This is a genomic window from Pseudomonas sp. IPO3774 (assembly GCF_013386835.1).
GTDB lineage: Bacteria > Pseudomonadota > Gammaproteobacteria > Pseudomonadales > Pseudomonadaceae > Aquipseudomonas.
In genome coordinates this window covers 75,900-93,703 of sequence record NZ_JACAQY010000029.1, presented here as the reverse complement: position 1 = coordinate 93,703, position 17,804 = coordinate 75,900, and the positions used below count along the sequence as shown (strand labels likewise).

23 protein-coding genes, 1 pseudogene and 1 riboswitch are annotated in these 17,804 nt (G+C 61.0%); of the genes and pseudogenes, 9 read left to right on the top strand and 15 right to left on the bottom strand.

Annotation, left to right across the window (positions count from 1 at the left end):
- Positions 1-140 precede the first annotated feature (140 nt).
- The 3 genes from HYE77_RS17270 to HYE77_RS17260 all read right to left on the bottom strand — a co-directional run bounded on the left by HYE77_RS17270 (position 141) and on the right by HYE77_RS17260 (position 2,158).
- Entirely contained in the window at positions 141-1,100 is a 960-nt protein-coding gene (locus tag HYE77_RS17270; RefSeq protein ID WP_177022769.1) for a zinc-binding alcohol dehydrogenase family protein, read from the bottom strand.
- A gap of 30 nt (positions 1,101-1,130) precedes the next feature.
- Positions 1,131-1,304, bottom strand: coding sequence for a DUF1427 family protein (locus HYE77_RS17265; RefSeq protein WP_003208108.1), 174 nt, complete (start codon positions 1,302-1,304; stop codon positions 1,131-1,133).
- 89 nt (positions 1,305-1,393) lie between these two features.
- Positions 1,394-2,158, bottom strand: coding sequence for a helix-turn-helix domain-containing protein (locus HYE77_RS17260; protein ID WP_102369315.1), 765 nt, complete (start codon positions 2,156-2,158; stop codon positions 1,394-1,396).
- Positions 2,159-2,274: 116 nt separating this feature from the next.
- Here HYE77_RS17260 and HYE77_RS17255 point away from each other — a divergent pair, with 116 nt between their 5' ends.
- The gene (locus HYE77_RS17255) at positions 2,275-2,517 is read left to right on the top strand and encodes a DUF6555 family protein (RefSeq protein WP_003208104.1); all 243 of its coding nucleotides are present in this window, start codon (positions 2,275-2,277) and stop codon (positions 2,515-2,517) included.
- 113 nt (positions 2,518-2,630) lie between these two features.
- Here the strand turns inward: HYE77_RS17255 and HYE77_RS17250 are convergent, their stop codons facing one another.
- The 3 genes from HYE77_RS17250 to HYE77_RS17240 all read right to left on the bottom strand — a co-directional run bounded on the left by HYE77_RS17250 (position 2,631) and on the right by HYE77_RS17240 (position 3,848).
- The gene (locus tag HYE77_RS17250; protein WP_043224890.1) at positions 2,631-2,801 is read right to left on the bottom strand and encodes a metallothionein; all 171 of its coding nucleotides are present in this window, start codon (positions 2,799-2,801) and stop codon (positions 2,631-2,633) included.
- Positions 2,802-2,902: 101 nt separating this feature from the next.
- Complete coding sequence (locus tag HYE77_RS17245; protein ID WP_003208100.1) at positions 2,903-3,358, bottom strand: DMT family transporter; 456 nt, start codon at positions 3,356-3,358, stop codon at positions 2,903-2,905.
- Positions 3,359-3,362: 4 nt separating this feature from the next.
- A complete protein-coding gene (locus tag HYE77_RS17240; protein WP_026078275.1) occupies positions 3,363-3,848 on the bottom strand; it encodes a DMT family transporter in 486 nt (161 codons plus the stop codon).
- Positions 3,849-3,966: 118 nt separating this feature from the next.
- On the opposite strand from HYE77_RS17240, the gene HYE77_RS17235 reads away from it, so the two are divergent.
- The 3 genes from HYE77_RS17235 to HYE77_RS17225 all read left to right on the top strand — a co-directional run bounded on the left by HYE77_RS17235 (position 3,967) and on the right by HYE77_RS17225 (position 5,783).
- The gene (locus HYE77_RS17235; protein ID WP_102604793.1) at positions 3,967-4,899 is read left to right on the top strand and encodes a LysR family transcriptional regulator; all 933 of its coding nucleotides are present in this window, start codon (positions 3,967-3,969) and stop codon (positions 4,897-4,899) included.
- A gap of 138 nt (positions 4,900-5,037) precedes the next feature.
- Complete coding sequence (locus tag HYE77_RS32600) at positions 5,038-5,409, top strand: type II toxin-antitoxin system Phd/YefM family antitoxin (protein WP_003208094.1); 372 nt, start codon at positions 5,038-5,040, stop codon at positions 5,407-5,409.
- The gene (locus HYE77_RS17225) at positions 5,406-5,783 is read left to right on the top strand and encodes a type II toxin-antitoxin system VapC family toxin (RefSeq protein ID WP_003208092.1); all 378 of its coding nucleotides are present in this window, start codon (positions 5,406-5,408) and stop codon (positions 5,781-5,783) included. Before HYE77_RS32600 ends, HYE77_RS17225 begins: the two co-directional genes overlap by 4 nt.
- A 10-nt stretch (positions 5,784-5,793) precedes the next feature.
- Here HYE77_RS17225 and HYE77_RS17220 read toward each other — a convergent pair whose 3' ends face one another.
- Both HYE77_RS17220 and HYE77_RS17215 read right to left on the bottom strand, forming a co-directional pair.
- Positions 5,794-7,113 (bottom strand): Nramp family divalent metal transporter, encoded by a 1,320-nt coding sequence (locus HYE77_RS17220; RefSeq protein ID WP_087694160.1) that lies wholly within the window; start codon positions 7,111-7,113, stop codon positions 5,794-5,796.
- A gap of 41 nt (positions 7,114-7,154) precedes the next feature.
- Entirely contained in the window at positions 7,155-8,708 is a 1,554-nt protein-coding gene (locus tag HYE77_RS17215) for a DUF726 domain-containing protein (RefSeq protein WP_008437056.1), read from the bottom strand.
- Between the two features lie 181 nt (positions 8,709-8,889).
- Here HYE77_RS17215 and HYE77_RS17210 point away from each other — a divergent pair, with 181 nt between their 5' ends.
- Positions 8,890-9,291 carry a RidA family protein gene (locus tag HYE77_RS17210; RefSeq protein ID WP_003208087.1) on the top strand — a complete coding sequence of 134 codons (402 nt, stop codon included), beginning with the start codon at positions 8,890-8,892 and terminating at the stop codon, positions 9,289-9,291.
- Here HYE77_RS17210 and HYE77_RS17205 read toward each other — a convergent pair.
- The 3 genes and pseudogenes from HYE77_RS17205 to HYE77_RS17195 form a co-directional block, all read right to left on the bottom strand.
- On the bottom strand, positions 9,281-10,177 hold the full coding sequence (locus tag HYE77_RS17205; protein ID WP_256579493.1) for a LysR family transcriptional regulator: 897 nt from the start codon (positions 10,175-10,177) through the stop codon (positions 9,281-9,283). The genes HYE77_RS17210 and HYE77_RS17205 overlap by 11 nt on opposite strands.
- 116 nt (positions 10,178-10,293) lie before the next feature.
- Positions 10,294-10,599 (bottom strand): XRE family transcriptional regulator, encoded by a 306-nt coding sequence (locus HYE77_RS17200; protein ID WP_003208085.1) that lies wholly within the window; start codon positions 10,597-10,599, stop codon positions 10,294-10,296.
- Positions 10,592-10,958: pseudogene (locus HYE77_RS17195) on the bottom strand (type II toxin-antitoxin system RelE/ParE family toxin). Before HYE77_RS17195 ends, HYE77_RS17200 begins: the two are co-directional and overlap by 8 nt.
- Positions 10,959-11,317: 359 nt before the next feature.
- Here HYE77_RS17195 and HYE77_RS17190 point away from each other — a divergent pair.
- Complete coding sequence (locus tag HYE77_RS17190; RefSeq protein WP_102604789.1) at positions 11,318-13,126, top strand: monovalent cation:proton antiporter-2 (CPA2) family protein; 1,809 nt, start codon at positions 11,318-11,320, stop codon at positions 13,124-13,126.
- 72 nt (positions 13,127-13,198) lie between these two features.
- Positions 13,199-13,777 carry a hypothetical protein gene (locus tag HYE77_RS17185; RefSeq protein WP_177069037.1) on the top strand — a complete coding sequence of 193 codons (579 nt, stop codon included), beginning with the start codon at positions 13,199-13,201 and terminating at the stop codon, positions 13,775-13,777.
- Positions 13,778-13,923: 146 nt separating this feature from the next.
- Here HYE77_RS17185 and HYE77_RS17180 read toward each other — a convergent pair whose 3' ends face one another.
- The 3 genes from HYE77_RS17180 to HYE77_RS17170 are packed head-to-tail and all read right to left on the bottom strand — an operon-like array spanning position 13,924 to position 16,033.
- Entirely contained in the window at positions 13,924-14,643 is a 720-nt protein-coding gene (locus HYE77_RS17180) for an alpha/beta hydrolase (RefSeq protein ID WP_177069036.1), read from the bottom strand.
- Positions 14,644-14,655: 12 nt separating this feature from the next.
- Entirely contained in the window at positions 14,656-15,411 is a 756-nt protein-coding gene (gene cobF / locus HYE77_RS17175; RefSeq protein WP_177069035.1) for a precorrin-6A synthase (deacetylating), read from the bottom strand.
- A gap of 58 nt (positions 15,412-15,469) precedes the next feature.
- Complete coding sequence (locus tag HYE77_RS17170) at positions 15,470-16,033, bottom strand: histidine phosphatase family protein (protein WP_003208075.1); 564 nt, start codon at positions 16,031-16,033, stop codon at positions 15,470-15,472.
- A 27-nt stretch (positions 16,034-16,060) separates the two neighbouring features.
- Positions 16,061-16,200: riboswitch (cobalamin riboswitch) on the top strand.
- Between the two features lie 31 nt (positions 16,201-16,231).
- Here HYE77_RS17170 and HYE77_RS17165 point away from each other — a divergent pair.
- Complete coding sequence (locus HYE77_RS17165) at positions 16,232-16,444, top strand: CbtB domain-containing protein (RefSeq protein ID WP_003208073.1); 213 nt, start codon at positions 16,232-16,234, stop codon at positions 16,442-16,444.
- Positions 16,445-16,459: 15 nt separating this feature from the next.
- Complete coding sequence (locus HYE77_RS17160; protein WP_032899583.1) at positions 16,460-17,188, top strand: CbtA family protein; 729 nt, start codon at positions 16,460-16,462, stop codon at positions 17,186-17,188.
- Positions 17,189-17,228: 40 nt separating this feature from the next.
- On the opposite strand, the gene HYE77_RS17155 is transcribed toward HYE77_RS17160, so the two are convergent.
- Positions 17,229-17,783 carry a DUF4865 family protein gene (locus HYE77_RS17155; protein ID WP_177069057.1) on the bottom strand — a complete coding sequence of 185 codons (555 nt, stop codon included), beginning with the start codon at positions 17,781-17,783 and terminating at the stop codon, positions 17,229-17,231.
- Between the last annotated feature and the right edge of the window lie 21 nt (positions 17,784-17,804).

Sequence of the window (17,804 nt, the reverse complement as noted above, 5' to 3'; positions counted from 1 at the left end):
AAAGATCAAATGTGGGAGCGGGCTTGCTCGCGAAAGCGGTGGATCAGTGCCGAATGTATTGGCTGACACACCGTATTCGCGAGCAAGCCCGCTCCCACACAAGCCCGTTCCCACACAAGCCCGCGCCCACAATAAGCGGGTCAGGGCAGGAAGATAATCTTGTCGGCACTGCCCTGGTTCACTTGCTCAAAGCACTTCACACCGTCGGCCAGCGACACTTCCCGCAAACCGGTCGGCAGCGGCAACAAGTCCTCATCGAAGAACCGCCCGAACTGCTCCAGCATCACGGCGCATTGCTCGCAGTTGTAGAGCAGCGAATTGATCCCCACCACCGAACCACCCTTGCGATACAACGCCAGGGCCGGCAGTTGCACGTGCCCGTCCACCGGCGCGGCGATGATCGCGATACGGCCAAAAGGCGCCAGCGCCGCCACCGCTGCCGGCAACCAGAAGCCGGTGGTGTCAAAGATCACATCGGCGCCCGTACCGAACAGCGCATTAACCTGCCCTCCCAGCGCTTCCGGCTGGCCCAGTAACAAGCCCTCGAAACCCTGCTCGCGCAAGGCCTCGACCTGTTCCGGCCGACGCACGGCCCCGAGCACCTGGGCCCCACGAATCTTCGCCAGGGCCAGTGCCGCACTGCCTACAGCCCCATTGGCACCAATCACCAGCAAGCGCGTGCCTTTGGTTACACCGCTGCGCTCAAGGGCATCCCACGCCGTGGTGTACGGTACGCCGAGACTGGCGGCCTGGGCAAAGCTCAGATGGCTGGGCTTGTGCGCCACGCCCTTGGCCGACACGGTGAGGTACTGGGCGTGGGAACCGTCGGCGAAAAAACCCAGGTCGCGACCGGTGCCCCAGACTTCCTGGCCAACGAGTTCCTGCGGACCTTCCACCACCACCCCGGCAAAATCACGGCCGGGAATGCGTGGCAACGTGGTGTAGGGGAAACGCCCGAGCACGTTCTTCACGTCGCTGGGGTTCAGCCCGGCAGCCTTGATCTGCACCAGGACTTCACCGGCCGCCGGCACCGGCGTGGCGACATCAACGTAAGCAAGGGCAGCGAGATCGCCGGTGGCGGAAAATTGCAGTGCTTTCATGACCAATATCCATCGAGGTTAAAAAGGGTTTCAGGAGAACCAGGCGCTGACCATTTGCCGGCCCATGGGCCAGAGCTTCTCGCCCATCAGCATGCCCATCAGCCCGATCAGGGCGATGGCAGGAGGCGCAGGCGAGCGAAAGTCCAGGGCACCGTAAATCACGCCGACCAACAGGCCGATGGCCAAGGAAATCAGGTAATTCATGGAACACTCCGCAGCAAGGGTTGATGCGGTCAGTGTAGGGGGGCTGAAACCGAAGCATCGGCCAAGTGCTTCAGGATTTCGGCCAAGCCTCAGACGGGATACTGCGACGGCGCCATCCCCAGTTCACGGCGAAACATGTCGCTGAAACTGCTCGGCGAATAACCCAGGGAACGGGCGATCGCGCTGACCGACTGGCCCTGGATCAACTCGGCCACGGCGGTGGCCAACTGCACCTGGCGGCGCCACTCGGCAAAGCCCATGCCCAGGCTGTTCTGGAACAGCCGGGCCAGGGTGCGTACGCTGGCGCCGGCGGCTTCGGCGTGCTGTTCAAAGGGAATGTCCAGGGACGGTGACGCCATCACCGCCTGGCAGGCGCTGGTCAGGCGTCGGTCGGCGCCCACGGGCAAGGCAATGCGGATCGGCGAGCGCCGGGCCCGTTGCAATTCCAGCAGGGCCAGGCCGACCACGGCCTCGTAGTAGGCCTGGTCCCCCTTGTCGCCCTGCTCCACCAGCGCCACGATCAGTTCGCGCAGCAGCCCGCCGACCTCGATCACTTGCACCTGGCTGTCCAGGGTCGCTGCCAGCGCCGGGCGCAGGTAAATATTGCGCATCTGCAAGTCCGACACCACGCGAATCCCATGCTCGACCCCCGGCGGCAGCCACACCGCGCGCTGGGGCGGCACCACCAGCGCTTCCCGGGGTGTCTCGACCCACATCACGCCGCTCATGGCATACAGCAACTGGCCCCAATCGTGTTGATGGGGCTCGACATACAACCCACGCGGATAGGTGCGCGCCAAGGGTTGCACGGGGACGGCGTGATCACTGAGGTCGGGAGGCGCGGCAAGGGCCATGGAAGACACATCGTTCAAGTATGGAGCGCCATGATAAGACGTGAACCGGATGATCCGAGTGAATTTTTACCACCTGCGCAGGGTCACTTAAAGACACAAGGAGGGTTTACGGATCCATGACTAACGCAAAACTTTTCGTGATCGACTACACGCTGCATGGCCAGCCCAAGTCATTCATCATCCGCCTGGAAAAACTCGACAACGCCGAAGCCTGGCATTGGGCGAGCTGCGACGCCGGCGTAGGCCGCATCGGGCGCTTTGCCCGTGAGCAGGTGAAGAAGACGAGCCAGCCCCAGGCCGAGAAATTCGGCATCGAAAACGTGCAATGGCGCCGCTCGGATGCGCGCCCCAGCGCGTGAAACAGTAGGAGCGAGCTTGCTCGCGAAGGTCGTTAACGATAACGCGGGGCATCTGGTGCCCCGCGCCGCTCTCAGTTTTTTCGCGAGCAAGCTCGCTCCTACAGGTCGCCGCGTTAGCCGTGGGCGGACTTGGTGCATTCGCACCCGGTCGCCGAAGCACAAGGCTCGCCATGGGCATGATGCTCGGCGCAGCCTTGGCAGCAATAGCCCTTGCCATCCTTCATCACCGCAGTTTCCCCCAGCTGGCAGTTGCAGTCCTGGCAGGCGCATTTTTTTTCTTGCATATCTTGCATGGTCAGACTCCTTTTTCGTGGTCGTCCAAGTGCGGCGAACGCCGGCACCTCAAGCAATGACTATAGGCAACGATTCAAGGTTCAAAGGCCCGTCAGTCAGCCCGACGAGCGTTGCTGCGGTACATGAACACCAGGGCCAGCGCGAGGCACAGCATCGCCACGATGCGGCTGCCGGACAGTTCGATCGCCGGGTTGCCGAGCCAGCCGAAGTTATCGATCAACATGCCCATGCCCAACTGCCCGACAATCACCGCCACCGTCGCCACTGCCGTGCCGACAATCGGGACCGCGCCGACCATCACCATCATGTACACCACCCCGAACAACGCCCCGGTCAGTTGCCACTTCGGCACGTCCAGCAGGCTGACCGCGTGGGCGGGCTCAAAGAACAGAATCAGCAACCCGGTACTGATCGCGCCCACGACAAAGGTCAGCAGGCTGCTGCGCAATACGCCCACCGCCTGACCGAGGCGGCCATTGATGGCGGCCTGCACACTCAATACCGCGCCGGCGGCCACTACCAATACCAACAACAGAATCAGGTTCATCGCCTTAACCTCGCGCAATCAGAACAAGTGCAACCACGATCAACGCCAATGCAATCCAGCGCTCCACGTTGACCCGCTTGCGGGCAGTGCCAAACCAGCCGAAGTGGTCGATCAGCACGCTCTTGCCCACCTGGCCCGACAAGATCGCAATCATGGTCATCGCGATCCCGATATGCGGGGTCGCCAGGGTCAGCACCACCACGTACATCGGCCCCAGGAAGCCACCGATCAATTGCCAGCGCGGCAGGTCGGTCAACGCCGGACCCTTTTGCGGGCCGCTGAACAGCAACAGCAGGAACAGGATCGCCGAGCCGACGCCGAAAATGCTCAAGGTCGCCCACAAATGCCCGACCTGCACACCCAGCGGGCCCAGCAACCCGGCCTCCACCGACAAACCCATGCCCGCGAAAATTACCAGCGGCAGCAACAGCAACCGAAGAAATGTCTTGGGCCGGGCCTGAGCCACACCCGCCATTGAAGAAGCCTGCATACATCACCTGCGCGTTAGAGAGAGGAACAATGGCGCGTATTATCCGGTGGCACTGCTGTGCGATAAATGGGAGCATGCCGACAACACCTTTGCGCAATACGCACAACATGGAGTGATGATGCAGGGTTTGAACGAACTGAGCTTCAAGGCGCTTCGCCTGTTTGTCGCGGTACTGGACTACGGCAGCTTTTCCGAAGTCGCACGCCGCGAAGGCCTGGCGCCCTCCTCCATTTCCCGGCAGATCCAGTTGATGGAGCAGGCCCTGGGCCAACAGTTGCTGTACCGCCATACCCGTGCGGTCAGCCCTACCGAAGCCGGTCGCCTGCTGGGCCGGCATGCGCGATTGATGCTGGAGCAACTGGAAGCCGCCGGCCAGGCGTTGCAGGAACAGGAAAGCGAACCCAGCGGCCTGGTGCGCATCAATGCGCCGATGGTGTTTGGCCAACGCCACCTCTCGCCGTGGCTTGGGGAGCTGTGTCGGCGTTACCCGAAGCTGCAACTGGATATCCAGCAAACCGACACCTACGTCGACCCGTTGCAAGACGGCACAGACCTGCTGTTTCGCATCGGTGTGCTGAACGATTCCGGCATGCAGGCGCGAATCTTCGCCCCCCAGCGCTTTCGTCTCGCTGCCAGCCCCGGCTATCTGGAGCGTTTCGGTACGCCCCGGCATCCGGACGAACTGGTGAACCACCAGTGCCTGGCCTACAAGGGCGTCACCGGCCAGCAGCGCTGGTTCTTCCGCCGGGACCAGGGCGACTGGACGTCCTACAGCGTCAAGGGCCCGATCACCGGCAACCACGCCGACACCCTGACCCACGCTGCCGAACAAGGCCTGGGGCTGGTGGTGTTCCCGTCATGGTTGATCGGTGAAGGCCTGCGCGCCGGCACGCTGCAGGCGGTGCTCAGCGACTATGAAGTGGCGACGACCCTGGAGCCGCAACAGATTGCTGCGCTGTGGCCGGGTAGCCGGCGGCTGTCGTTGAAGGTGCGGACCGTGATTGATTACTTCGTCGAGTGTTTTGGGGCAGTGCCTTACTGGGACCGTTGAGCAACTGTGGGAAACTATTCGGCCCGCACTGTCGGGAAAAATCCCCCTTCAAGTAAGTCCGATCTGATTTTCCACAACACGGGTCAAAAACCGCTTGCACTCGGGCAGACTTCGAGGAATTCCTTCAGGAGAGACGTCATGGATGCCAGTCATTACCCGTTCGGAAACCTGCAATCGTCCCCGCAAAAATCACCCTCCGCCAGCAGTCGGTTGATCTTTGCCTGCTTACGAAATTTTGGCTATATTTGGCCAAAACCTCGAGAAGACCAAATGATTACCGTACCGTTGGGTGAAGCAAAAAATAATTTATCAAAACTGGTCGATGATGCCGCCGCCGGCCAAATCATCACCATAGCCAAGCATGGGCGCGCGATGGCTCGCCTTGTTCCTGTCGGGAAACCGACAGGCCGGCGAATTGGCGCAATGAAGGGCAAACTGGTGGTGCCGGATGACTTCGATGCGCCATTGCCAGACGACATGCTGGATGCGTTTGAGGGAAACCACCCATGAGAATACTGCTGGATACCCACATCCTGCTTTGGGCCCTGAGCGATGATCCAAAACTGCCAGCGAAGGCCAGAAAGCTGATCGAGAACGCGGCTGAAATTTACGTCAGTGCCGCCACATTCTGGGAGCTGGCGATAAAGGTCGGGCTCGGGAAGCTCAACGTAAACCTGGACGAAATTCGCGAATACTGCCTGGAAAGCGGCTACGTGGAACTGCCCATCACCTCGGAGCACGCCATCGCGGTCAAGGACCTTGAACACCATCACAGGGACCCGTTTGATCGGCTCATCATTGCAACGGCTATCATTGAGCCGATGAAGTTAGTGACAGCCGACCCGATGGTGGCGAAATACACATCATTGGCCGTTTTGACTTAATTCACTTCGCTCAAAACAACCACTGCCCGATCAGCCAGGCATTCGCCCCGCTGATCACCACAAACAAGCTCCAGGCCAGCAGCCGCGTAGGCAAGCTGTTGACGAACGGCCCCATCAGGCGCTTGTCACCCGTCATGCGGATCAGCGGAAACAACGCAAACGGCAACTGCAGGCTCAACACCACCTGGCTGAGGATCAGCAGCTTGCCGATGGCATCATCCCCCATCAGCCACACCCCGAGGAACGCCGGGATCAGCGCCAGGCCACGGGTGATCAGGCGTCGCTGCCAGCAGGGAATGCGCAGGTTGAGGTAGCCTTCCATGATCACTTGCCCGGCAATGGTGCCGGTGAACGTGGAGCTCTGGCCCGAAGCCAACAGCGCAACACCGAACAGCACGCTGGCGAACGCGCCACCCACCAGCGGGTCGAGCAAGTGATAGGCGTCCTGGATTTCCACCACATCAGTGTGGCCGGTCTGGTGGAACGCAGCGGCGGCCAGTATCAGGATTGCCGCGTTGACCAGCAGTGCCAGGGACAGGGAACCGATGGTATCGATACGCGCCAATTTCACCGCGTCCTGGCGGCTGGCCAGGTCCTTGCCGACCAGCCGGGTTTGCACGATGGAGCTGTGCAGGTAGAGGTTATGGGGCATCACCGTGGCCCCCAGTATGCCAATGGCCAGGTACAACGGTGCGGCATCACTGATGGCGGACAACGACGGGGTGAAACCACGAAACACGTCGGGCCAGTAAGGCTTGATCAGCACCAGCTCGATGAAGAAACACACGCCGATAGTCGCCACCAGTGCCAGCATGATCGCTTCCAGCCGGCGGAAGCCTCGATTTTGCAGGGCCAGGATCAGCAAGGTATCGAAGGCAGTGATGACAATCCCGGTGGTCAGTGACACGCCCAGCAACAGGTGAAACGCCAGGGCGCAGCCGAGGACTTCGGCGAGGTCGGTGGCGATGATCGAGATTTCCGCAAGGATCCACTGCACGAACGACGAGCGCCGGCTGTAGCGCTCGCGGCTCAGTTGCGCCAGGTCCTTGCCGGTGGCGATACCCAGCCGTGAGCACAGGCACTGCACCGCCATCCCCGCCAGGCTCGCCAGCAGCACCACGAACAACAGGTTGTAGCCGTAGCGCGAACCGGCCTCGATGGCGGTGGCCCAGTTGCCCGGGTCCATATAGCCGATGGAAATCAGCAAGCCAGGGCCGGCAAACATCAGCGCACGTTTGAAAAACGAGGCACGGGGATCAACGACGATGGAGCCGGCGACTTCCGGCGGGCAGAACGGGGCGGTAGCGATTTTGGGCAGGCTGAATTTCACGCGGGGTACCAGGCTTTCACACAAGACGTGAACGCAGCTTATCAGTCAGACGCAACGGTACGCATCACCGTCTCCCGGGGCAGGTCAAATGCCTCTACCACCTGGACCACCAGATCCATCTCCTGGTTCAGTGCTTCACGCTCCAGGCGCTCGCGAATCACCCCGATCACCAGCACCGCCAGGGTGGTGATGGAATACGCGGGGCCGGAAAACGCCCGCACGCCGGTCACCAGCAGCATCGCCGCCGCGAGCGCCTGTCCCACCACCGGAATGGCCGTGGCCGCGCCCCGGCGCAGGATAAACCCGGTCAACCCGGCCAGCGCGGTCCCGCTGAGGGCAGTGGTGGCTGAGCGCCCGACATCGAAACGATTGAAAAAACCCTGCTCCTTTTGTGCCGCAGCCTTCAACTCTGCCTCGAACACTTGGCGATCAGCCTGGCTGAGCTTGTCCTTGTATTGCTCGATCAGCCGCTCGGCAACCTGTAACTCCAGATCCGCCAGGGCCACTTTCTCGATCGGTTGATCAAACTTGATACCCACCCGCTGCGCCACGTCCTGGGCGATTTCGCGATAGCTCACGCCATGACCACGGGCCAGGTTCATAAAGGTGTCGCCGCCCATGCGCTGCAACTCGATGGCCAGCTTCAAGGGCTCGCGCACGGTGGCGTCGATAGAGGCACTGCGCTTTTGCGCCATCAGCTCGGCGAAAAACTGCAATTCCTCCGGCCGCGCCTGCACCAGCAGCGGGAACAGCTCGACATCCTCTTCGGCAAAGCGCACTTCGCTGCTGCGTTGATCGGCGCGGATCATGCCCCGGCGTTCCTGCAGCAGGTCGGTGTACTGCACCACCGTCTTCAGTTGCGGCCAATACGCGGCGTGGTCGAACGTGGCCAGGTGCACGTTGGCGACCTTGGCCTTGAGCGCCGGTGTCAGCGGGATCGCATAACGACCGATGCAGCGCTCGGTGTCCGGCTTGAGCGCCAGCGCCCAATCCTTGCTCGAGTGGCAGTTGATCACCCGACCGCTGAGCGGCGCCGAGACCAGGTCCCAGGGGCTGGAGGTACAAATCGCACCGCCCATCAGCAGCAGGTTGTTCAGCGGCAACTCACGGGCCACCTCAGGGCTGGCCAGCAGGCTCTTGACCAGGATGCGCGCGCCCAGGGAGTGGCCGATCAGGTTGATCTGCCGCACCTTGATCGACTCGCCATGGAGGTAGTTGGCCAATTCGGGCAGCAGGCTTTTGGCGACCTCATCCACCCGCGCCTCGACGCTTTTGTAGTGGTCGAGGAAATAGGCAATCGCCTTGCCCACCCCGATGGTTGCGGCACCCAGGCTACCGCCACCCAACATCGAGGTAATCACATCCTTGAACGGCGCAAACAGGTTTTCCAGGAAATGCCCTGCCGGCCAGAACAGCATCAGGTTGGTGGAGCCTTCGATGGTTGCCAGTTGCCGGGAGAAACTACCCAGTTGTTGCTGGTTGAAGAACGCCGAATAACCATGCACGTAGAGATTGAGCACATCCCCCTGGGGCTCGCCACACAACACAAACGTGGGCTTGCGGGTGCGGTGCATTTCATCCCACTGGTGTTGCATGTGACGGTGACTCCTGGCGACGACGGAGGGCGATAGTAACAAAGGGCGGGCTACGGGAATGTGAAAAACTGATACTCGGACTATCCACATCCCTGCACAGTGATGACAAGAAACGCGGATTTTGTTCGCAGATTCAGTCCATTAACCTTTGTCGGGTCATCCACTGAAACCGAGGAACACCATGAGCAAGCCCGAGTTTTTCATCACACCCGGTTACGGTGACATTGCACGCGAGACCCTGCATTACACCCAGGCGGTAAAAATCGGCAACCGCGTCGAAACCTCGGGCCAGGGCGGCTGGGATGACGAGTTCCAGATTCCCGAATCCCTCACCGACGAGATCGCCCTGGCCTTTCAAAACCTCGAACGCACCCTGGCGGCAGCCGGCGCCGGCTGGGAGCATGTGGTACACGTCAATTCCTACCACGTGGGAGGTTTCCCGCCGGAGGTGAACGAGCAGATGGTCAAGTGGTACCGCCATTACATGCCCAATCACGCCCCCATCTGGACTGAGCTGGGAGTAGAAGCCCTGGGGCTGCCGGCAATGCGCATTGAAATCCGCGTGACAGCGATTATTGCCTGACGCCGAACCGCTCGATCACCCAGTCGATAAACACCTTCAGCCGGGCGTTCTGATGGCGATTGGGTGGATAGATGACGTGCAACGGCGTGGCGGGCCGGGTCCAGTCTTCGAGTACCGGGACTAACTGGCCTGCCTCGACGTAGTAGTCAACGATGGTCTTGAAATGCTGCCCGACGCCCAGGCCGGCGAGCAGCATTTCCTTGAGGCCGTTGCCTTCGTTGGTGGAAAACGCGCAGTTGCCTACCTCATACCGAGTCGCGCCCTTCTCGAAAATCAACGGCTCCGGCTTACCCGACCCGGCAAAGAAATACCCCGCCTTGAGGTGGTTCTTCTCGAGGTCTTCGGGAGACACGGGCGTACCCATGCGCTCCAGGTAGCCGGGGGCCGCACAAGTGACGTACTCGAGGTCGACAACCTTGCGGGCGATCATTGCCATGTCATCGAGCTTGCCAGCGCGCAGCACGCAATCCACACCCTCCCCCACGATATTCACGGCGCGGTCGCTGATGCCCAGGGCGATGGTGATCTCAGGGTACTCACGATGAAAATCCACCAGCGCCGGGATCAGCAGGCAATTGGCAAAGGACGCCGGCGCATCCACTTTCAGGTGGCCGCCGGGCTTGAGCTTCTGCCCGCGCAGGGCATTGTCCAGTTCATCGAGTTCCGCCACCAGGCACAGCGCGTGGCTGTAGTACTCCAACCCCTCCGGCGTCGCCGCCAGCGCACGGGTGGTGCGATGCATCAACTTGACGCCAAGGTGCTTCTCCAGGTCCGTGATGAGTTTACTGACGGTGGAACGCGGCAGTGCCAGTTGGTCGGATGCGCGACTGAAGGAGCCGGTTTCGACGACACGGACGAAGGCACGCATGGCGAGGAGTTGGTTCACGTTGATGTCCGATAGGGCGAGAATAGCGAGTATTGTCCATTAAGCTGCACAATGACGACAGGCATTCAGCGAACAGAAAACCCGGCGCATGGCCGGGCTTTGACGGAGCGGATGACTCAGTGGGCAAAGTTCTCGATCTTTACCTGGCCATCAGGAAACGTAGCGACAATCTCCAGTTCTCCTCCCATGGCGCGGATATAGTTACGCAGCGTGCTGATATACATGTCGGTACGCCGCTCCATTTTGGACACTGCCGCCTGATTGATATTCAGCGCCTTGGCCAGCGTATCCTGGCTCATCTGTTGCGCCTTGCGCAGTTCATGCAGGGGCATTTCTTTCAGGTGTTGCTGGAAGATGCGCTCTGCATCGGCCCGGGCTTGCGGTGTCATGCGAGCCTGCAGCTCACTGAATTTTTTAGCCATGGTGACGGCCCTCTTTAAGCAGTGTTTCCAAATGTTCGTCATACAACTTCTCAGCCAGCGGGACGTATTCGTCATACCAACGGCCTCGACCGGTTTTATCCCCGCCAATCAGCAACAAGGCACACCGGCGCGGATCAAATGCATACAGGACGCGGTAAGGCCGCCCGGCATGCTGCACCCGCAACTCTCGCAGGCAGCCATGCCTGGAGCCCTTGATATCGCTGCTGCGGGGGGAAGCCAAGGCCTGGCCCCAGAAGGCTCAGTAAATCCACACTGACCGATACTGAGGATTGCTCCTTTGCATCCAGACCGCCCCACCAGATTCCAAACTCGTCCGTGTATTCAATGTCCCAACTCATGCAAATATTCCATCCATGGAATATAAACTCAAGGGCATAATTGTAGGAGTTCCTGGCGTGTACAGGCTTCCGTCTGTCCCGGAAAAGTGTTTGTAGATTATTCCCGCACAATGCTCAGACCATAAAAAACCACCCTTTCGCGCGGCTGAAGACACGACCATAGCGCCGGCACCACGGATGATCCCGACCGCCACGTGCATAAAACTCATTGAAATAAATGGTATTAATAGTTTGGAGAGTGCCGCGAAAGAACCGGACGACATCCAATGAACCCGGAGGCGAAGGCCTTGGGACCTGCAAAGCAAGCTCGCTCCTACAGTAAAACCTGTTGATTCAGCAAAACGATCCCGGAGTCCCCAATGCCCCATGAAGGCAACCTGTTACAAGCGGCCGTTGTATTCCTGCTCGCTGCCGTCCTGACCGTGCCCCTGGCCAAGCGCCTGCAACTGGGTGCCGTGCTGGGTTACTTGCTGGCCGGAGTGATCATCGGCCCATCGGTGCTGGGCCTGGTGGGCAACCCGCAAAGCGTCAGCCAGTTTTCCGAACTTGGGGTGGTATTGCTGCTGTTCATCATTGGCCTGGAGTTGTCACCGAAGCGTCTGTGGGTGATGCGCAAGGCAGTGTTCGGTGTAGGCCTGGCACAGGTGTTACTGACGGGCACCGTGATCGGCGTGGTCGCGCTGTTCGTGTTTGGCCAATCATGGAACAGCGCGATTGTGCTGGGCCTTGGCCTGGCGCTCTCCTCCACCGCGTTTGGCCTGCAAAGCCTCGCCGAGCGCAAGGAACTCAACCAGCCCCACGGGCGACTGGCCTTTGCGATTCTGTTGTTCCAGGACATCGCCGCCATCCCGTTGATCGCCATGGTGCCGCTGCTCGCGGGCAGCGATCATCCCGCCACCACCTCCCAGGGCCTGCGACACGGCCTGGAAGTACTGGGCAGCATCGCCGTGGTGATCATCGGCGGGCGCTATCTGTTGCGGCCGGTGTTTCGCATCGTCGCCAAGACCGGCCTGCGGGAGGTCTCCACCGCCACCGCGTTGCTGGTGGTGATCGGCACCGCATGGCTGATGGAGCTGGTGGGCGTGTCCATGGCCCTCGGCGCCTTCCTCGCCGGGTTGCTGCTGGCAGACTCCGAATACCGGCATGAGCTGGAATCGCAGATCGAACCGTTCAAGGGCCTGCTGCTGGGTCTGTTTTTTATCAGCGTGGGCATGGGCGCCAATATCAGCCTGCTGTTCAGCGCGCCGGTGATCGTGCTGGGGCTGACCCTGCTGCTGATCGCCATCAAGTTGCCGCTGCTGTTTTGCGTGGGTCGCCTGGCAGGCGGCCTGAACCCTGAAAGCGCGCTGCGCCTGGGCGTGGTGCTGGCAGCCGGTGGTGAGTTCGCATTCGTGGTGTTCAAGATCGGCCGCGACCAGGGCCTGTTCGAGCCGCACCTCTACGACATCCTGGTGCTGACCATCACCCTGTCCATGGCCGTGACGCCATTGCTGCTGTTGCTCTGCCCGAAGCTGTTCAAGCCCAAGGCCAAGCCGGTGGAAGTGCCCGAGGAATACCGTGCCATCGAAAGCGATGCGCCACGGGTGGTGATCGCCGGGATGGGCCGCATGGGGCAGATCGTGGCGCGGATCCTGCGGGCACAGAACATCTCGTTCATTGCCCTCGACACCTCGGTGGAAACCATCGAACTGACCCGCAGTTTCGGCGGCATGCCGGTGTTCTACGGCGACCCGCAGCGCCCGGAAATCCTTCACGCAGCGAAAGTCGACCAGGCCGAGTTTTTCGTGATCGCCATGGACGACCCCGAGATCAACATCAAGACCGCCGCGCTGGTGCGCAGCCTCTACCCGCACATGAAGATCATCGCCCGCGCCCGTAACCGCCAGCATGTGCACCGCCTGGTGGACCTCGACGCGTCACCGGTGCGCGAGACGTTTTACTCCAGCCTGGAAATGAGCCGCCGCACCCTGGTGGGCCTTGGCTTGACCCAGGCCCAGGCCGACGCGCGCATCAGCCGCTTCAAAAACCATGACCTGCAATTGCTGGCGGCCCAACACGCCGTGTATGACGACGCGGCCAAGGTGATGCAGTCTGCCCAGGAAGCCCGGACGGAACTGGCACGGCTGTTTGAGATGGACCGGATCGAGGAAGAGTCCGACAAGGTGTAGGGATGGAGATGAACGATCTTGCGAATTTTCTGACAGAATACGGCGCAATTTCGTTCATCCCTGGAGAGCTTCATGGCCACCCTCAGCAAGACCGCAGCCCTCTTGGCCCTCGCGCTGGCCGCCGGGTTCGGCGCCAGCCAAGTCCTCGCCGCCAGCAAGCCAGCGGCGCAGAAGACCGCCACCCAGACCATCTCCACCCTGGATGGCAAGTTCAGCTTCAACCTGCCCAAGTCCTACCTGGCCGACCCACTGCCGGCCGGTGATGCCGAGCACGGCACCGCAGGCGCCAGCGGCACGATGTACAGTGACCAGGCCACCAAAAGCGTGATCTTCGTCGTCGAAAAACCGAGTGTCGCCGGCCTGATCAAGGACAACGACCCGCAGTTCCTCGACGGTGCCGTGGCGGATTTCGTCAAGGAACAAAGCGCCGCCCTGCCGGACTTCAAGAAAGGCGCCGAGAAGAAACTCACCGTGAAAGGCCTGGCCCTGCGCCAGGTCGACAGCACCGCGACCATGGGCGGTGGCAAGACACTGAGTTCCACCTTCCTGACGGGCTCCGGCAGCCACCAATTGGTGGTGCAGGCCATTTCCCGGGCGGATGACGAGAAAGGCCATGCACTGTTGGTGAAACAGATTATTGGCGGTAAATAACCGGTTTTAATCTGGCAATGAAAATCCAATGTGGGAGCGGGCTTGCTCGCGAAAGCGGTGTTTCAGTCAACACAGGTATTAACTGACCCACCGCTTTCGCGAGCAAGCCCGCTCCCACATTTTTGATCGCGCTCACATCGCAGGATTCAACGCAGGCTCTTTTCCAGCCACTGCTTCAAGTCCAGCAACTCCGCCTCACCGACGGTATGAATCATCCCCGGGTAGCCGTGGAATTCCGGCGTGAGGCCAATCCCCTGCAATACCTCGTTGGCCCGCGTTGCCGAGTAGTACGGCAGCGCCTGGTCCAGCGTCCCGTGACCGATGAAAATCGCCAGCTTGCCCAGTGGCGCATCCGGCTTGAGTTCGGCCTTGAGTACCGGCAGCAGGCTGCCGCTCAACGCCGCAATCCCGCGCAGGGTTTCGGGATGTCTTAACCCGACTTCATACGACATGATCGCACCCTGGCTGAAACCCACCAGAAACACCCACTCAGGTTGGGTGTGGTACTTGGTGGTGGCCTGGGCGACGAAGGCTTCGATCAGCTTGGCGCTGCTCTGCAGGTCGGCGGTCTCGCCATCAAAATCGCCATCGCCCGGCTTCTTGCGAAACCAGCGATAACCACCGCCCTCCACCGGCATCGGTGCCCGTGCAGACAGGTAGGTCCAGGTCGACGGCAAGCGGTCCTTGAGCCCGAACAGGTCGGCCTCGTCACTGCCATAACCGTGCAGGAAGATCACCAGCGGCTCGTTGCGCGCATCGCTTTGGGTCTGTTCCATGTAAGGCAGCGGCAGGTCGGTGTGCAATACGTCTTCGGCCTGTGCGGCGCCGGTAAACAGCGCCACCGTCAGGGCAATCAGTTTGAGCATGAGCATCAACCTCTAGGGTTTGCGCAACAAATAGGTATCCATGATCCAGCCATTGGCCTGGCGCGCCGCCTTGCGCACACGTTCAATCTCTTCGGCAACCTCGGCCACTTTGCCGCTGATCAGGATTTCATCCGGTGTGCCCAGGTAGGCGCCCCAGTAGATATCCAGGTCCTGATCGGCCACGGTGTGGTAGGAATCTTCGGCATCGAGCATGACAACCAGGGTGTCGGCATCACTCGCCTGCCCCGCCGCCAACCGGCGCCCGGTGGTGATTTCGATGGAGCGACCGATGCGGTTCAGCGGCACTTTGTGCTGCGCCGCCAACGCCTGGACGCTGGTGATCCCGGGGATCACTTCAAATTCGAATTCGCAGCTGCCGCTGGCGAGGATCGCCTGCAGGATACGAATGGTGCTGTCGTACAGTGCAGGGTCGCCCCAGGCCAGGAATGCGCCCACTTCACCGTCGGCCATTTCTTCATTGATCATCCGTTCGAAGGTCTGCTGCTTGTCGCGGTTCAGGTCCTTCACGGCGGTGGTGTAGTCGATATCACCGCGCACCCGCTCGGGGCAATCGGCCTCGACAAAGCGGTAGGCGTGATCGGTGATGTAGGTCTCGCAGATTTCCCGGCGCAGGTCGATCAGCTTGTCCTTGCTCTGGCCCTTGTCCATCAGGAAAAACACGTCGGTGCGGTTGAGCGCCTTGACCGCCTGCATCGTGATGTAGTCAGGGTTGCCGGCGCCAATGCCGATGATCAGGATGCGTTTCATGGGAAAGTCTTCATGGGGGGTCTCGGTGCGGGGAACGGATTTTGCCATGTTCGGGACGTCAGGCGTGAGTTTCCAGGCGCAGGCGCCAACGCCCATTGAAGCGCAACTCGGTGGATGACAGCGGCTCCACGTCGATCAGGTTGAACATCGCGGGTGGGCATTGCATGACATGCAGCAGCGCTGCGCGGATCACAAATGGATGCGTCACCGCCACGACATGCCCCGGGGATTGCTCGAGGGACTGCAACCACTGCCCTATCCGCTCACACAGTTGCACTACCGACTCGCCGCCGTGGGGCGCCGAGGTGCTGTCGGTCAACCAGGCCTGAAGCGCTTCGGGTTCGGCCTGCTGAACCTCCTCGATCGCCAACCCTTGCCAGCGGCCAAAATCACAATCGCGCAGGGCTGTTTCAACCAAAGCATCGTCGGCAAACAGCGCCGCCGTCTGCCGGGTCCGCGCCTCCGGGCCGCACAGCACACGGGGTGCACGCTTGAAGCGTTGCCCCTGGGAAAGCGCCGCCTGCTGCCAGTCCATCTCCACCGACTCATCCAGCGCAAAGCGTGCCTGTTTCTGGGCACGGGTGCTGGCGTGGGCAACAAGGGTCAAACGGGTGGCCTGCATGACAAATCGCTCTGGTTTTAAGGTGCAGTCAGCGTAGACTTGCGAAGTTGTTTCAACATGTTTCAACTATTCTGCAACAGGAAGCCGGTTCAATGCCGGCGCGGTCGCGCCACTGTATTCGGCCTTTTAGCCGTAAGCCAGACCCTGTTTCAGCCAACTCGCTATCCATTTCGGGACGCGTCATCCCTGGAGGTTCTCATGGCTTATACCGCTGCAACTGGCTCCGACGTTTCAATACCGTCCATTCCCCTGGGCGAAATCCTGCCCTGGGCGATCTTCGGCGGCCTGCTGCTGTTGCTCGCGATTTACTTCGTCGGCGCCGAGCAAGGCGCGACGGCCGTGTTCAAAGGCATGTACGTGCATGAGTTTGTGCATGACGGTCGCCACCTGCTGGGTTTCCCCTGCCATTGATTGGAGCGTGACGACATGACAGGGCATTTACTCGTTCGCGGGATGCTGGTGGGCCTGCTCGCCGGCATCTTGGCCTTCGGCTTCGCCAAGACTTTTGGTGAGCCGCAGATCGACAAGGCCATCGCCTTCGAAGATCAGATGGCACAGATGCACGGCGACGCGCCGGAAGAAGAACTGGTGAGCCGCGAAGTACAAAGTACCTTCGGCCTGTTCACCGGCGTGGTGGTGTACAGCGTCTCCCTGGGTGGCATTTTCGCCTTGGTGTTCGCCTACTCCCTGGGCCGCATCGGCAAGGTCGGCCCCCGTGGCTTGGCAGCGCTGCTGGCATTGGCGGCGTTTGTGACGATCATCGTGGTGCCGGGGCTGAAGTATCCGGCCAACCCGCCATCGGTGGGCGACCCGGCCACCATCGCGCAACGCACCAAGCTGTTCTTCCTGATGCTGCTGGTGTCGGTGGCGGCTGCGGTGATTGCGATCAACGCGGCGCGCAAGCTGATTGCCAGCCGTGGCCTATGGGCAGGCGCGATTCTCGGTGTGGCGCTGTACATCGTGATCGTGTCGGTGGCCGGCAGCTTGTTCCCGACCATCAACGAAGTGCCGGAACAGTTCTCGGCAGTGTTGCTGTGGAAATTCCGCGTGGCTTCCCTGGGGATTCAACTGGTGCTGTGGACCACCCTGGGCCTGGTGTTCGGCGCCGTGGCCGAGCGCAAGCTGAGCCAGCCTCAGGCGCGTCTCAATTCCTGACGGTACAGGTAGCCGCCGACGCATCGGCGGCTACCGGCATTCACACCCCGGGCCGCGCCAGGTAGAACACCTCGTAGCCATTGCCCGGATGGTTCACATCCAGCACCTTGGCCGACAAGGTAATTCGCACCAGCTTCCACGCCTGCACATCCAGCGCCAGAAACACCGCGAAGTTATCGCTGTTGTCCGCGAGCTGCTGGTTGCGGGCCTTTTCTGCGGCGAGGATTTGCTCGCGGTCCGCCCCCGGCGCCAGCGCCCACTCCTCCCGATACAGGCTCAAGGCGTCTTGCGCCGGACCTCGCTGCACGTCCAGCGGTAACCAGGACTCAATGTGCGGCTGGCCAAAACTGTCGAGGACCTTCTGGAAGCGCTCGCCGAGCAAGAAATCCGCAGCCTGCAAAGGATCCGACCACAGATAAACCGACGAATACAGGTTACCCACCCCCGGCCCCTGCCCTCGCTCCTGGGCGATAAACGCCTTGAACAGCAAACCCTCGGCATGATCCCACAACGGCCCCAGGCGAGCGGCCCGCTCACGGATGACACCCATGTCGTAATCGGCTGGCAAGCGGTGTGAATACTGTTTGGCAAACATCATGGCGCTCCTGTTCAGATG